This window comes from Candidatus Avelusimicrobium sp. (assembly GCF_056976295.1).
Genome location: NZ_DBMCTG010000024.1, coordinates 1 through 13,573, shown reverse-complemented (window position 1 = coordinate 13,573; position 13,573 = coordinate 1). Strand labels below are relative to the sequence as shown.

The 13,573-nt window shown below is 46.4% G+C and carries 23 protein-coding genes and 1 pseudogene; 15 read left to right on the top strand and 9 right to left on the bottom strand.

Translation table 11 applies throughout. The features are described 5' to 3' along the window. The 5 genes from ACZOTW_RS07475 to ACZOTW_RS07455 form a co-directional block, all read right to left on the bottom strand. The coding region (locus ACZOTW_RS07475) for a hypothetical protein (RefSeq protein WP_483997926.1) at positions 1–335 on the bottom strand (335 nt) is incomplete at its 3' end. Then, the gene (locus ACZOTW_RS07470) at positions 328–777 is read right to left on the bottom strand and encodes a hypothetical protein (RefSeq protein WP_483997925.1); all 450 of its coding nucleotides are present in this window, start codon (positions 775–777) and stop codon (positions 328–330) included. The genes ACZOTW_RS07470 and ACZOTW_RS07475, both read right to left, overlap by 8 nt. Positions 778–1,064: 287 nt before the next feature. Next, complete coding sequence (locus ACZOTW_RS07465) at positions 1,065–1,277, bottom strand: hypothetical protein (protein WP_428041927.1); 213 nt, start codon at positions 1,275–1,277, stop codon at positions 1,065–1,067. Positions 1,278–1,371: 94 nt separating this feature from the next. Continuing rightward, positions 1,372–1,509 carry a hypothetical protein gene (locus ACZOTW_RS07460; protein ID WP_428041926.1) on the bottom strand — a complete coding sequence of 46 codons (138 nt, stop codon included), beginning with the start codon at positions 1,507–1,509 and terminating at the stop codon, positions 1,372–1,374. Beyond that, positions 1,506–1,682: a helix-turn-helix domain-containing protein gene (locus tag ACZOTW_RS07455; protein WP_428041061.1), complete on the bottom strand. Its 177-nt coding sequence runs from the start codon at positions 1,680–1,682 to the stop codon at positions 1,506–1,508. The genes ACZOTW_RS07460 and ACZOTW_RS07455 overlap by 4 nt, the downstream gene beginning before the upstream one ends. 376 nt (positions 1,683–2,058) lie before the next feature. On the opposite strand from ACZOTW_RS07455, the gene ACZOTW_RS07450 reads away from it, so the two are divergent. The 8 genes from ACZOTW_RS07450 (at position 2,059) to ACZOTW_RS07415 (ending at position 5,779) form a co-directional block, all read left to right on the top strand. After that, positions 2,059–2,715 carry a LexA family protein gene (locus tag ACZOTW_RS07450; protein ID WP_483997924.1) on the top strand — a complete coding sequence of 219 codons (657 nt, stop codon included), beginning with the start codon at positions 2,059–2,061 and terminating at the stop codon, positions 2,713–2,715. A gap of 1 nt (position 2,716) precedes the next feature. After that, on the top strand, positions 2,717–3,064 hold the full coding sequence (locus ACZOTW_RS07445; RefSeq protein ID WP_428056206.1) for a hypothetical protein: 348 nt from the start codon (positions 2,717–2,719) through the stop codon (positions 3,062–3,064). Positions 3,065–3,125: 61 nt separating this feature from the next. Continuing rightward, the gene (locus ACZOTW_RS07440; protein ID WP_428041923.1) at positions 3,126–3,359 is read left to right on the top strand and encodes a hypothetical protein; all 234 of its coding nucleotides are present in this window, start codon (positions 3,126–3,128) and stop codon (positions 3,357–3,359) included. A 12-nt stretch (positions 3,360–3,371) separates the two neighbouring features. After that, on the top strand, positions 3,372–3,653 hold the full coding sequence (locus tag ACZOTW_RS07435) for a hypothetical protein (RefSeq protein WP_428046150.1): 282 nt from the start codon (positions 3,372–3,374) through the stop codon (positions 3,651–3,653). A 69-nt stretch (positions 3,654–3,722) separates the two neighbouring features. After that, a complete protein-coding gene (locus ACZOTW_RS07430) occupies positions 3,723–4,052 on the top strand; it encodes a type II toxin-antitoxin system RelE/ParE family toxin (RefSeq protein WP_483997923.1) in 330 nt (109 codons plus the stop codon). Beyond that, positions 4,039–4,407 (top strand): helix-turn-helix domain-containing transcriptional regulator, encoded by a 369-nt coding sequence (locus ACZOTW_RS07425; protein ID WP_428041920.1) that lies wholly within the window; start codon positions 4,039–4,041, stop codon positions 4,405–4,407. The genes ACZOTW_RS07430 and ACZOTW_RS07425 overlap by 14 nt, the downstream gene beginning before the upstream one ends. Beyond that, positions 4,404–4,724, top strand: a complete 321-nt coding sequence (locus ACZOTW_RS07420; RefSeq protein ID WP_428041919.1) for a helix-turn-helix domain-containing transcriptional regulator — start codon at positions 4,404–4,406, stop codon at positions 4,722–4,724. Before ACZOTW_RS07425 ends, ACZOTW_RS07420 begins: the two co-directional genes overlap by 4 nt. Positions 4,725–4,756: 32 nt before the next feature. Next, positions 4,757–5,779, top strand: a complete 1,023-nt coding sequence (locus tag ACZOTW_RS07415) for a tyrosine-type recombinase/integrase (protein WP_483997922.1) — start codon at positions 4,757–4,759, stop codon at positions 5,777–5,779. A gap of 214 nt (positions 5,780–5,993) precedes the next feature. On the opposite strand, the gene ACZOTW_RS07410 is transcribed toward ACZOTW_RS07415, so the two are convergent. The 3 genes from ACZOTW_RS07410 to ACZOTW_RS07400 form a co-directional block, all read right to left on the bottom strand. Continuing rightward, positions 5,994–6,491, bottom strand: a complete 498-nt coding sequence (locus ACZOTW_RS07410) for a methylated-DNA--[protein]-cysteine S-methyltransferase (RefSeq protein ID WP_483997921.1) — start codon at positions 6,489–6,491, stop codon at positions 5,994–5,996. Between the two features lie 88 nt (positions 6,492–6,579). After that, positions 6,580–7,623 carry a tryptophan--tRNA ligase gene (gene trpS, locus ACZOTW_RS07405; RefSeq protein WP_483997920.1) on the bottom strand — a complete coding sequence of 348 codons (1,044 nt, stop codon included), beginning with the start codon at positions 7,621–7,623 and terminating at the stop codon, positions 6,580–6,582. Positions 7,624–7,711: 88 nt separating this feature from the next. Further along, positions 7,712–7,810 (bottom strand): DUF4491 family protein, encoded by a 99-nt coding sequence (locus ACZOTW_RS07400; RefSeq protein ID WP_428043261.1) that lies wholly within the window; start codon positions 7,808–7,810, stop codon positions 7,712–7,714. A 127-nt stretch (positions 7,811–7,937) separates the two neighbouring features. Here ACZOTW_RS07400 and fmt point away from each other — a divergent pair, with 127 nt between their 5' ends. From fmt to rplS, 7 genes and pseudogenes are all read left to right on the top strand, one after another. Next, complete coding sequence (fmt, locus tag ACZOTW_RS07395; protein WP_428063085.1) at positions 7,938–8,888, top strand: methionyl-tRNA formyltransferase; 951 nt, start codon at positions 7,938–7,940, stop codon at positions 8,886–8,888. Between the two features lies 1 nt (position 8,889). Then, positions 8,890–9,885 carry a PASTA domain-containing protein gene (locus tag ACZOTW_RS07390; protein WP_483997919.1) on the top strand — a complete coding sequence of 332 codons (996 nt, stop codon included), beginning with the start codon at positions 8,890–8,892 and terminating at the stop codon, positions 9,883–9,885. After that, positions 9,882–10,577: a ribulose-phosphate 3-epimerase gene (gene rpe, locus ACZOTW_RS07385; RefSeq protein WP_428046145.1), complete on the top strand. Its 696-nt coding sequence runs from the start codon at positions 9,882–9,884 to the stop codon at positions 10,575–10,577. Before ACZOTW_RS07390 ends, rpe begins: the two co-directional genes overlap by 4 nt. Before the next feature lie 44 nt (positions 10,578–10,621). Beyond that, the gene (gene rpsP / locus ACZOTW_RS07380) at positions 10,622–10,870 is read left to right on the top strand and encodes a 30S ribosomal protein S16 (protein ID WP_177745989.1); all 249 of its coding nucleotides are present in this window, start codon (positions 10,622–10,624) and stop codon (positions 10,868–10,870) included. A gap of 15 nt (positions 10,871–10,885) precedes the next feature. Further along, positions 10,886–11,116 (top strand): KH domain-containing protein, encoded by a 231-nt coding sequence (locus tag ACZOTW_RS07375; RefSeq protein ID WP_177745987.1) that lies wholly within the window; start codon positions 10,886–10,888, stop codon positions 11,114–11,116. Then, a complete protein-coding gene (gene trmD / locus ACZOTW_RS07370; RefSeq protein ID WP_177745985.1) occupies positions 11,116–11,835 on the top strand; it encodes a tRNA (guanosine(37)-N1)-methyltransferase TrmD in 720 nt (239 codons plus the stop codon). Before ACZOTW_RS07375 ends, trmD begins: the two co-directional genes overlap by 1 nt. Before the next feature lie 5 nt (positions 11,836–11,840). Beyond that, positions 11,841–12,176 (top strand): annotated as a pseudogene (gene rplS / locus ACZOTW_RS07365) (50S ribosomal protein L19); the annotation flags it as partial. A gap of 246 nt (positions 12,177–12,422) precedes the next feature. Here the strand turns inward: rplS and ACZOTW_RS07360 are convergent. Continuing rightward, complete coding sequence (locus ACZOTW_RS07360; protein ID WP_483997918.1) at positions 12,423–13,460, bottom strand: hypothetical protein; 1,038 nt, start codon at positions 13,458–13,460, stop codon at positions 12,423–12,425. Positions 13,461–13,573 lie beyond the last annotated feature (113 nt).

Below are 13,573 nucleotides of genomic sequence, written 5' to 3'. Positions count from 1 at the left end.
CCGCCCCAACCGCCGTTATTCTTTTGGTAGGCGCGGACTTGGAAACCTTGGTTCACGAGCGTCATGATGATATTCGGGGCCTGCGCGAAAGTTTCCGCCGGGAAATTCAGATACAGCGTTACCGTCATCCCGTTGATTTCCTGTTCCACGGGCACGCTCCACCCGGTCAGTCCGCCGGGCCCGACGCTTTGCGCCGGAGCGGGCGTACCCGGAATTATTCCCGCGGGCGACGCTACTGGCACGGCAGGTGCCGCGTTCATTTGCTTCATTTGCGCCATCGCGCCGGACAACGCCTGCGCGATCATCGCTTGTATTTCTTGGTTTTGTTCAGGCATTCTTTTCTTCTCCTTTTTGGGCTAAATAAAAATGTTTTTTGAATGTTTCGTAGTTGCGTTTAGCCGTCAGTAATTTGGCTTCGGCTTCACCAACCAACCGTTCCAATTTCAACAGTCCGGCCCCGGCATCAAAGCTTCCGCGTTCGGCATGAACAATTTGATTTTCCGAATTTTCTTTATTAATATAAGCCATCTTTAATTCGGGATTGTAGTCATCCGTCAAATAACACACTATGATGGTCGGGTTTCCCGTAAAATTAGCAAAGTCCACAATAACTCCGGGAAGCGCTTTCGTTCTTTTTGCCGACCCATAAGACTGTTCGGACAGCAAAAGAGTGACACTATCACCCACACGATAAGTATCCACCGACGACACAGAGGCCGTCCTAGCGTCCAGCTCCATTTTTACGCCGTTTACTTCAATGATTTTTTTGGTATCCATTTACACGCTCCTTTTATTAAAACGTCCCGGCTGTTTCCCCTCATAGCCGCCGGGCCGGCTTTCAGCCCCAAAAGTGCCGCTCGCTATACTGCGGGTAGCACCTTGGGGCGGGCCTCCCCCTCACTCTGCCGGGTGTGCCAGTGTGTCCACGCCGTCAAGGGTTAAGCCATACTTACTGCTCCGTAAAGAACAACCGGCACAGGGTGTTGGGCCGTCCAACGCTCCGATACGCCGTCGGAGCCGCGGGGCTTGTATTAAGGAGGCGCTTCTGTACCCCCTGTTCAAATCTATTTGGCCTTTTCGGGCCAGTTAGCCTCTATTTCTTGGCGGCATAACTGCACCAGTAAGGCCGCCGCCTGGAAGGCTGTCGCGCGCCCCTTGGCTACGGAGGCTATTTCCGGCCGCTCCATAAACTCGTAACGGTCAAAGTTCATTTGCTCCTCTAACCGCTTTTGCAAGTCGGAAAGTTTCTTAATTACTACGGTTCTTTTGCTTGCCATATCTTCTCCAAAAGGTGCGCTGTAACGGGCGCACCCGGGTTGTACGCGCCGGGGCAATTTATCCCGGCCTTTCGCGCGGCCTAATCAATACAACCTAAAACTGCGCATCAAACGCATTTACGGCCAGTACCGCTATCAAAAACGCCGCCGCTTCGCCCACCAGCAAAATGGAAACAAGGCTCCACTCTTCCGGCGTGGTTAAAGTGTGGTAAAAGGTTCTAAAAAAGTTCATAAATCCTCCACCCGCACCCCCAACTTGGCGGCAACGGCTTCCCGTTCAATCAGCACTCGTCCAAAAGGCTTACAGGAACGCAATACCCCCGCTTGGGCAAGTTCCTGCACGCGGCGCGGACTGAGCCGAAAAATGCGGGCAGTTTCCTCTACGGTTAAAAATCTATCTTTCATTGGGTTAATCCTCTTTGCGCGTTACATACTAAAACACGCGGAAAATTGCTAAAATAAAACCGAGGTCTAACAAAAACATACTCTTGGCCGGAGCTGTTGGCTTTCCTGCGTGGCAGGCTTGCCCAATGCTGTTAGATACTCGGTTTATGCTATCCACAAAAGGGGATATCGTCCCCTTTTGCAAAATTTTTCTGTTTGTGGATAGCACCTGTTGCCAACAGGATTTTTTTCTTTATGCGTTCAGGTGTTCACGCACCCGCCGCATTTTGTATCAGGCTTGCGCCTTGCTAATTAAATACTAGTTAATAAATAATTAGTTGTCAAGGCCTATTTTGGATTTTTGGCCTATTTTACGACGAGGATTAATAAATAAAATATGACAAAAAATGAACTATTAAAACTAATAAATGAGGGCCAAATTCGTGGCGCGCAAGCAAAATTAGCTAGCAAATTGGGACTTTCTACAGCCTCTGTAGCAAACTGGTTTAGTGGCAAAAGTTTTCCATCCGCCGAAAACATCAAAAAAATGGCGCGCGCTTATAAGTTAGATGAAAAAGAACTTAAAGCAACTTTTTTGGATGATAATGAATTTACCAACGCAATACACGCCATTCCGCTGACGGACAAGAACACCATTTCATTACCCATTTTGGCCGACGTACCGGCGGGCCTGCCGGACTTTTCGGAAGCCGACGTAGAAACCTTCTGGGACATCCCCCGCTGGGTGTTTCCGGGCGCAGATTTTGTAGTAAAGTGCAACGGAGACAGTTTAGAACCCAAGTTGCATTTGGGTGATTATTGCGTGATACGCAAGACGGAAGAACCGTTGCACGGACGGGCTATGGTGGTAAAGACCGAAAACGGAATTTGCATGAAGGTAATCAATAAACTAAAAGACGGTACTATTGAACTTCGTTCCACCAACCCCAAGTATAGGCCCTTTATTCCGCAGGAGTTGACTATTGTAGGCCTGATCATTGGCCATTGGCGCCGCGACGATAAAGAAAACTGGAATACTCCGGAGGAGCATTAAAATGAAAAAACTTTTATTTTTCGTTCTTGCAATCTCACTATACGGTTGTGGGGTAAGTATTAACCATAATATTGCAACCATTAACGGAAAAACTTATTTGGTAGAAACAAAAAATTATACAGACGGGTTTGGTTCTATTTGGAGTAAAGAGCCGACCTTCCGTGAAATTACGGATGCCGACCTAGCGCAACGTGAAAAAGTGGTGTGTTCTCCTGCAAAAGCAGAATTGGCGCGTCTGGCGGCGGAATGCAATGTACAATCTGTAAAAGCACAATCTCGCCCGAATTATAAAAAACTATACAAATGCGTTGTTGATAAATTAGCAGAATTGGAAGAGTCTGAAAATTGACCAATTTGGGCTTAAATCTTATGTAACCGTTATGTAATTGTTGGGGGTAAAAAATAAAAATGTGTTCGGGTTGGCCCAATGGAGCGAAGAAAGCACTTTTGTAGATTTAGAAAATAAAGATATCGGCCAAGAACTCGCCAAAGACTACGTCGCTACCGTTGCCAAAAAATGCCGCTCCGCCGCCAAACGCCGCGCGAATGCCGCCAACAACAATTCCGGCACGACCGTGGGTCAAAAAACGGAAGTGGACAACAAAGAAGTCTACGACTGCATTATTGAAAATCTGACGAAATAAAGGAGGAATGTTATGACTGGTTTAGAATTTAAAATTAATGCTTATAAGGTGCTGAATACAGTTTGCTCTCCGTCTAATCCAACATTAGATGCCCTCGCTTGTGATATCTATAACATCATAGAAGGTATTGTTGTGGCTTTTCAACAGTGCCAAGGGGCAAAAACTATTGCTTTGGGTTCTAATATTAAACTTACAGATGTAGAAAACATTTTAAAAACGCATTGGGACAGTTTGTTTGCCTCAAAATCTGTACAGAAACAGGATATTAATAAAGCAATTGGTACTCATTTGTAATTTTACAAGGGCCTATGTTTTTTCTAGGCCCTTTTTTTACTTGTAAAATTGTAAATTATAACTTACAATATGGATATGAAAGAGATACGCTATTTTACCTTGCAAAACAAATGCCCTGTACTAGACTGGATGAAGCGATTAGCCGCTAAAGAGAAGCGTTTGGCCGCTATGTATATAGAACGGTTGGCGTGCGGCAATACGGGGGCGTCCAAAAGTTTAAAAGGAGGCTTGTGGGAACTCCGCCTGCACGTTTCTTCCGGCTTGCGTATCTACTTTGCTTACGAGGGAGACAAACTGGTTATTTTGCTTTGCGGTGGTGATAAAGGAACCCAAAAGAAAGATATTGAAAAAGCCCGCGGGTATTTAACCGTATGGAGGGAAATTTATGAAAACTACTGATATTAAAGTGGGCTATTTAACGCAAGACGAATTTGACACACAGATGGAATGGAGTGCCGAGGATGCGCGGGAATTTGTCAAACTGGCGGTCAAAGGCTTTAAAAAAGACGGAAACCGCGAACTATTCTTTAGCTGTATTCTGCGTGCCGTTAAATGGTTGGGAGTTTCCAAAGTGTCGCGCCAAATCGGTTTAAGCCGCGTCTGTATTTATGACACATTAGACGGCACCAATGCCAACCCGTCTTTGGACACTCTTTCCCGCATTTTGGGCGTGTTTGGTGTACGCATTGGCTTTGAATTTATTCCCGAAGCCAAAACTTCCCGCAAGAATGCGGCCCATTATGCGAGCTTATGATAAATAAAGATTTTGAACTGGCAAAAGAGGATTTTGATACCTCCTATGCCAAAATATTAAAAGAAAATCCCAAACGCCGCGAAGCGTTCAAAAAACGCATTATTGCGGACTATAACCGTACGCATAATTTGCCCGTGTTCCTAATGAACCTGCGCATTTTGGCCATGTCCGGCAATGTGGCGGAACTGTCGCGCAAAACCGCCATTAAACGGCCCAATGTATATCGTCTGCTTAAAAAAGATGCAAACCCCGGTTTTGCCACGCTTATAGGCTTAACAGAAAACTTGGGGATAAACTTTCAGTTTACGGCAAAATAACTCAGCCCCGCTTCGGCGGGGTTTTTAATCCTATGAATATCTATAAAGACAAACTGGGTACTTTTTACGCCGATTATTTTATCAACGGCAAACGCGTCCGCAAATCTTTAAGAACCAAGCAGAAAAATATCGCTATTCTTAAAGCGGGTATGCTTGCGCAAAAACCAGTAGGAAAAGGGGATTATCCGAATTGTCCGTTTATAGATTTGGTAGAACGCTACAAACGGGAAGTGCTCGTTTTGCGCAAACCCGGCACTATGGCCCGGTTTATGTCCGCCTATCATCGCTTGGAACAATTTGGCCTACCTAAAACGATAAACGAGGTAACCCCCGATTTTTTGCAAAAATTTCAAATTTTCTTAAAAAGTATTTCTACCAGCGGAAAGGCTGCTGGAATCAACCGCAATGTACGGGCAATCCGAACCTTGATGCGCCAGGCGGAAGCGTGGAATTTAATTGGTGAACAGCGATGGTCCAATGTTCATAAATTGCGCGAACCAAAAGGCCGCGTGGAGTTTCACTCTCCCGAGGAAATAGCAATCTTGCTAGATAGGATGACGCCCAACTGGAAATTAGTTATCTTGCTTGGTTGCCGTGCAGGGTTGCGCCGTGGCGAAATGGCACAACTGCGTTGGCAAGACATAGATTTTGCCAATAACCAAATCTATGTTGCCCCCAACAAAACAGATAAACACCGCTTTGTTCCGCTAGCGAAAGACTTACGATTAGCCCTAGAAACCGCCAAAAACACAACAATGGACGATTTTGTCGTACATGTAGGGGAAGAGTCTGCCCGTAACTCCAACTACTTTATCACAGCCGCTTATAAAAAGCATACCGAAAAATTACCCTTTCGATGCTTCTTACATAAATTGCGGCACACCTTTGCCAGCCATTTGGTACAAGCAGGCGTTGACCTGTACCGCGTAAGCAAATTACTGGGGCATAGTTCCATTAAAATGACCGAAATTTATGCACATCTTGCCCCGGCGGACCTGCAAACCGCGGTAGTAAACCTGCCTCCAATTCCCCCCGCCAAACAGATAAACCCATAAAATAATGACAGACTTTTTGTCAGAGTATAGACGAATAGCATAGACCCCGTCTTGGCTCTTTTTTATGCCCTCCGTCGGAGGGCTTTTTTACGTCTAAAAAGTGATTTTTTTATCATTTTCTCGTCGTAAAAACGATATTACGAAAAGCGCAGTAGTTGCGGTTTGGGCAGATTGTTTCCCTGTCCGGATAAGGGTGTCAAATCCATAGAAAACCTTATATCTTTTCGTGCCTTAAAAGCCAACGCTTGGCTACTAATCCACCGGCATAGCCCTTCAAACTCCCGTTCGCCCCCACCACGCGATGGCACGGAATAATAATGGAAATGGGGTTATGCCCCACCGCACTGCCAACAGCCTGGGCAGACATACTTTTTTGCCCTTGTTCTTGGGCTAAACGGCGGGCAATATCGCCATAGGTAACCACTTGCCCATACGGAATTTCGCACAAAATCTGCCACACACGCTTACGAAAGGGGCTTCCCTGCGGGTTTAAAGGCAAGGCAGAAAGGAGCGGACGTTCCCCGGCAAAATACGATTGTAACCATTGGACGGCCTTTTGCAAAACCGGGTGGTCCGCCCGCTCGGCAAATGGTTCCTGATAACCGGCTCCAAAATACTTTTGCCCCGCTAGCCACAGACCGACCAAATGAGTTTCGTCCGCACCCAAGGTCAAAGCCCCAATAGGCGAATGATAAATAGTTTTGTAGAGCATTATTTTCCCTTTCAAATAACACTTGCGGATAAAATTAAAACACCCTCGCGGATTGGGCGGGGGTGCGGTATCAAAAAATCAACTCTTGCTATTCAAAATAATTGATTTTCATTGCGGCGCGCACATCGTGCATTGTTTGCGCGGCCACCGTACGGGCCTTTTCGGTACCTTTCTTTAAAATTTCGTACACCTCGGGCAAGTGCGCTTCCCATTGTTTACGGCGCTCGCGAATCGGGGCCAGTTCGTCCTGTAACACCTGGTTTAAGAACTTTTTAATCTTTACATCGCCCAAACCGCCGCGCTGGTAATGCGCTTTGAGTTCGTCCAAATTTTTGTATTCGGGCCAAAAGCGCTCAAAATGGTCCGGGCGGCTGAACGCCTCCAAATACACAAACACGGGGTTTCCTTCCACACGGCCCGGGTCCTCCACGCGGACGTGGTTCGGGTCCGTAAACATAGACATTACTTTTTTGCGCACGGTTTCTTCGTCGTCGGACAAATAAATGCAGTTGCCCAATGATTTACTCATTTTAGCCTTTCCGTCCGTACCGGGCAAACGCAGGCAAGCCTTGTTATCAGGCAGGATAATCTGCGGTTCCACCAAGGTTTCACCATAAATAGAATTAAAACTATGCACAATTTCGCGGCATTGTTCCAACATCGGCATTTGGTCCTCGCCCACCGGTACCGCGGTAGCGCGGAACGCCGTAATATCAGCAGCCTGGCTGACCGGATAGGTAAAAAAGCCCAAGGGAATACTGGTCTTAAAGTCGCGCATTTTAATTTCCGATTTTACGGTAGGATTTCTGCCCACGCGCGCTACGGTTACTAAATTCATATAATAAAACGTCAGTTCCGTAAGTTCGGGAATCATAGACTGGATAAAAATAGTGGATTTTTCGGGGTCTAAGCCGCAAGATAAATAATCCAGCGCTACTTGGATAATGTTTTCGCGCACCTTTTGGGGTTGGTGGGCATTATCCGTTAGTGCCTGGGCATCCGCAATCATAATAAAAATTTGGTCAAATTTGCCGCTGTTTTGCAGTTGAACGCGTCTTTTTAAAGAGCCGACATAATGCCCAACGTGTAAACGGCCTGTCGGGCGGTCTCCGGTTAAAATTACTTGTTTCATAGACAGTTTCCTTATAAAAGTGATTAAGCATAAAGCCGCTTTTTATTATTATACCGCTTTTGCCTATTTCCCGCCAATTAGGGCCAGGTTATTTGTGATTTGGATTTTTGGCAAACCAATCCTTTCGCACGCGTTTTTCCTGCTCAAAAAGTTCCTTTATACTCCACAGCGCGCAAAAACCCGCCATACTTCAAGGGAGAAAGAATTTCCCCTGCGGATGAAATACACCAATTAATGTAAAGGCCGTCGCCCCGATAACCAAACTCTGCCAATTCAGCTGTTGCCTCCTTTCCATATTTGATATTATTATATATATGGCTAAATTAAAAACAATTTTCTTTGGCACGCCCGATTTGTCCGTGCCGTATTTAGAGTTACTTCACCAATTAACCGACGTACAACTCGTCGTTACCCAGGCCGACAAACCCCGCGGGCGCGGTATGGTAATTACCCCCTGCCCGGTCAAGCAGCGCGCGCTGGAACTAAATTTACCTGTTTTATCTCCTGAAAAATTAAAGGACGATTTTGACAAAATCGCCGCCGTGCCCTTTGATTTGGGGGTAGCGGTGGCATACGGCAAAATCTTCCGTCCCGATTTTTTAGCCTTGCCCAAACTCGGTATTTTAAATGTACACTTTTCGCTCCTGCCCAAATTGCGCGGCGCGGCGCCCGTCCAGCAAGCCCTTATCCAAGGCTACACGCACACGGGTATTTCCGTCTTTTGGATTCGCCCGGGTATGGATGACGGTCCGCTGTTTTTGCAAAAGGAAACCGATATTTTACCGCAAGACAACGCGCAAACCTTGTTTGAAAAATTAATTCCCCTCGGTTTGGACGGCTTAAAGGACTGCTTGGAGCAAATTGAAAAAGGCAATATCGTCCAAACCCCACAGGTTGGCGAGCCAACTTTGGCCCCTATGCTGGCAAAAGAAGACGCGCTCCTGCGCCCGGAACTTTTAACCGCCGCCGAACTGAACAACCGCGCACGCGGTTTGGCGTGCGGCCCCAAGCCCAAGGTTCCTTTTACACACAACAACAAAACAGAGTGGCTACAAATAATGCGTGCCGAACCGGGAGACCAGAACTCAAACGAACCGGCCGGAACCGTGTTATTAATTGAAAGAAACAGAGGAATTTTAGTAAAATGTAAAGAAGGAAGTATTTGGTTAAACGAAGTACACCCCGCAGGCAAAAAACCTATGCCGGCAGCAGCCTTTGCCAACGGGCGCGGATTAAAAGCGCACGACGGGGCATTTAGAGAATAACGTGAGTAACGAACAGAATTTTGACGATTTTTTAAAGAAAACAAATAAAAACCGCCGCACGAAATGGATTGTGGCGGGGCTTATTGTTCTATTTTTTATCGCGCTGATTTTTATATCAGCCGATTGGGTATTGGGTGCGCTGGTGCACACCCGCAAAGAAGTTACCGTGCCCGATTTAACCAAAAAATCTGTTACGCAAGCCCTCGCTTTGCTCGCTTCCAACAATTTGGCTTTAAAACAAGCGGGGGTGGAATTTGCCAAAGAGGTGGCTCCGGGTTCCGTCTTGCGCCAGTTGCCCTCGGCAGGCTCTACCGTGCGCGAGGGACGCGTTATCCGCGTGTGGATTAGCCAAGGGGACGAAATGGTCTTTGTGCCCAACACCGTCGGCACCGATTTAAGAAGCGCCCAACTGGCCGTACGCCAGGCGGGGCTTTTGGTAGATAAAGTGGATAATGCCTATTCGCTGACTTATGAAAAAGGGCTTATTGTCGCCCAAACTCCCAAGGCGGACAGTATGGTGCAAAAAGGCGATAAAGTTTCCCTCGTTCTTTCCAACGGGGCGCCGCCGGCAAGCGTAATTTTAGTGCCCAATTTTAAGAGTAAAAAACTTTCCGAAGCTACCTTGTGGGCCAGTGCGCAAAACATCAATTTAATCATTAAAGAAGATGCAAAATCAGTCTTTCCGAGCGGTACGGTTGCCGCGCAAAATCCGGCGGAAGACAGCCAAATTGCCCCCGGTGCTAACCTGGAAGTTACGGTCAGCCGCCGCCAAGCGGGCGAAGATGAAAAATCGTACCATCTGCACTACGAAATGCCGCAAGGCAAAAACGCCAGCCGCGTGCGTGTAGTGTTGGAACAAGGCGATACAGAAAACGAAATTTTGAACGAAACGCGCCAACCCGGCTCTAAAATTGACCTGGAAGTTCCGTTTGCAGACAGAGCCACTTTGCGGGTGTTTGTGGACGGTATTTTGGTGCGCGAAAGAGAATTGCAATGATAAAAATTTCCAAAATGCCCTCCGCAAATGGTAAAATATCTGTTGCGCCCTCTATCCTGTCGGCCGATTTGTGGCAGTTGGGCAGAGATGTCCTTGCCGTGCAAAAGGCCGGGGCAGATTGGTTGCACGTGGATATTATGGACGGACACTTTGTACCCAATTTAAGTTTTGGACCGTCCGTCGTAAGTTCTTTGAAAGGAAAAACAGATTTACCGTTAGACGTACATTTAATGGTGGAAAATCCAATGCTGTTTATTGAACCCTTTGCCAAAGCGGGTGCGGATTTGCTTACCGTTCATATTGAAGCAAAGGACGAAATTGTAGATGCGCTTAAACTTATTAAAAGTTTTGGCGTTAAAACAGGATTATCCATCAAGCCGGACACCGATCCGGAACTTATTGCTCCGCTTACGGATTTATTAGATTTAGTATTAGTAATGACGGTGTACCCCGGTTTTGGCGGCCAGGCATTTTTGCCCGGCAGTGAAGACCAAATTAAACGGGTGCGCCAAATTATCACCGATTCCGGCAAAACAATTTGGCTGGAAGTAGATGGCGGCATTAACGCGCAAACGGCCCCCCGCGCCATACAGGCCGGAGCAGATGCGCTTGTTGCCGGCAGTGCAATTTTTAAAGCCGCGGACCCTGTATTGGCCCTCAACCAAATCAGACAGGCGGCCCCGGACATTTAATTACAGTCTTTTACCTCGTGTAAAAGCATACAAGGAGAGTCATAATGGCAGTAGTTATCAGATTACAGAGAGTCGGCAAAAAAGCCCAAGCCCAGTACAGAGTAGTAGCGATTGAAAAATCTTCCGCTGTGGGCAAAGAAGCCAAAGAAGTGTTGGGCCAGTATCACCCCTGCAACCCGAACGTGGCCGAACAAGTCAAACTGAATATGCCCAGAGTGGAATATTGGATGAAAGTGGGTGCTAAACCCTCTGAAACCGTCGCGAACTTGATTAAAAAAGCCAGCGCCAAATAATTCCAGCGAGGCATTATGAAAGAATTGGCCACGCTGCTTTTAAAATCTCTTTCCTCCACGCCGGATAATGTGGTAGTGGAAGAAAAGATTGAGCAGAACAAAGTTTATCTGTCCACCAAGGTGGACGCCGCCGACAAAGGTAAAGTAATTGGGAAAGACGGCTGCATTATCAAAGCGGTAAGAACCGTTTTAAATGCCGCGGCCGCCAAACAGAACAAAAAAGTTACCTTAAAGTTGGAAGATTAATGAAAATAGACGTTATCACCGCTTTTGAAGAAATGATAGACCAAACGCTCTCCCACAGCATTGTGGGGCGGGCGCGCAAGGCGGGGATAATAAAATTGGGTACGCTTTCCCCCCGGCAATTTGCCGAGGATAAGCATAAAACCATAGACGACAGGCCCTACGGCGGCGGCCCGGGAATGCTGATGAAAGCGGAACCGCTCTATCAGGCTATTTCCAAACTGCGCAAAAAGACCTCGTACGTCATTTTAACCAGTCCGCGCGGTCAAGTTTTTAACCAGGAATTGGCTAAAAAACTGGCCAAAAAACGCCACCTGATTGTTGTGTGCGGACATTACGAAGGGATTGACGCAAGAATATATCCCGAGGTGGATTTAGAAGTGTCGCTTGGCGACTATATTTTAACGGGCGGAGAATTGGCCGCTTGTGTGATGATAGATGCCATTACCCGATTGCAACGGGGCACTTTTAAAAAAGAGGACGTAACGTCTTTGGAGTCGTTTGAAGGGCATTTGTTGGAAGCCCCGCAATACACGCGCCCGGAGGTTTGGCGCGGGCGGAAAGTACCGGCAGTGCTGTTAAACGGCAACCATAAAGAAATTGAAGCGTGGAAACACGAACAAGCATTACAGATTACAAAACAGTTAAGACCCGATTTGCTTGAAACCGCCTCTCAAAAGTCAAAAAAGGTCCAAAAGAAAAAAACGATTCGGAGGAAGTAAGTTTTATGAATATCAACGAAATTAAACACAATCTCAAAACCAATGTTCCGGTTTTCAAAGCCGGCGACACCGTCAGAGTAAAGGTAAAAGTTGTTGAAGGCGACAACGAAAGACTCCAAGCCTTTGACGGCGTGGTTATTGCCCGCAGAGGAAGCGGCATCAGCGAAACGTTCACCGTACGCAAAATCTCTTTTGGCGTCGGTGTAGAACGCATTTTCCCGGTGCACTCCCCCCGCGTGGACAGCATTGAAGTCCTCAAAGTGGGCAAGGTAAGAAGAGCCAAACTCAACTACCTGACCAAACTCTCTGGTAAAGCCGCCCGCTTGCAGGAAGTTAAAAAAGTGGTGACCGCCAACGCTGCTGCCGAAACTCCGGCCGCCGCTGAAACGGCCCAAGAGGCGAAATAGTTATCCAAACGGAATAACAAACTCCGAACATACCCCTGCGGTTACTAGTCCCGCAGGGGTTTTCTTTGTACAAACGCTTTTCAGTAGAAACTTATTGGCACCCGTGGAGTTTCAACCCGAACAAAATATTATTAAAAAATCCCCAGTTTGAAACCGGGGATAAAAGACGAAGATTTGTTATTAATGCCATAAAGGGGTATAAACCTCCTTGGTCCCCACAGACGTACACTGTACAAATTGCCAACCTATCTTTTTGATGGAATTTTGTACCCCAGTACAGGCACCAGTATAATTATATACATCGGACTGTTGGCAACTATAAAGACACTTTTCTCCTGTTGATCCCTTATAAACACCTGCTGGCGCATCTTCAACACATCCGTTTCCAACCCGCACTTCCGAGTTACAACGCTTTACTCCATAATCAAAGCCCTGCAATGTATCACAACTCTTAGAACAATAAGGCAAATTACACGAGGAGTTAAACACACGAAGACACGTTTCCTCTCCAGAATCAACAATTTTCCATTCAAAACGATTATAATAAGATTTGTTCCAACATTTAGTATTTGTCTTCGGCGTATTTTCGGAACAACAAGCATCTGTAGAAACGACATAATGCTCCCCACTATTCGGACAAACACACTGCGTTCCATCCCATGTGCTTGCCACTTTCCCTTCGCAAGGATTTTTCACTTGTTCCGCTTCGCCACAGACCAAATATACCTCTTCCTTGTTTTTGAGTTTTAATTTCTGCCAACTCATTGTTTCCCCGCTACACGCCGGAAATTTATAGCCGAACAAGTTTAATTCGCTCAAATACATATTATCCGCTTGCAGCGTATAACCTTGCTTATAGTTGCCTACACGCAAACTGGTTTCAAAATTAAAATCACCCACACCATTACCGCTACCAATGCGCGCGGTGCTGCCCTCTATTGCAGGCGCATCATTTAGTTCCAGTTTTCCCCCTGCAATCTTTAATAAGTTATTTACACGCAACGATTTCCCTGTATTAAATCCCTCGTCTGCTGAACAACCCAAGTTCATTTGGCAGGCAGAGGTTAAGCCGACGTCCATTTGCTTCATTACATCTACCTGGCTATATGCCACATATTTCACAGGGAAATATGTTACCATTGTCATTTTATTGGCACCCGCCGCCATAGAGGGTATGGAAGCCAATAAAAAACATAAGCCTATAAATATTTTCTTCATTTTTTCTCCTTTTTAAGGTCTTTATATTTGGGCAAAAAAGCCTTTTATATGTGTTTTTATATACCGGATACATCCGGGTATATCCGGCCTTAATTTTCAAAATTTTAACAAAA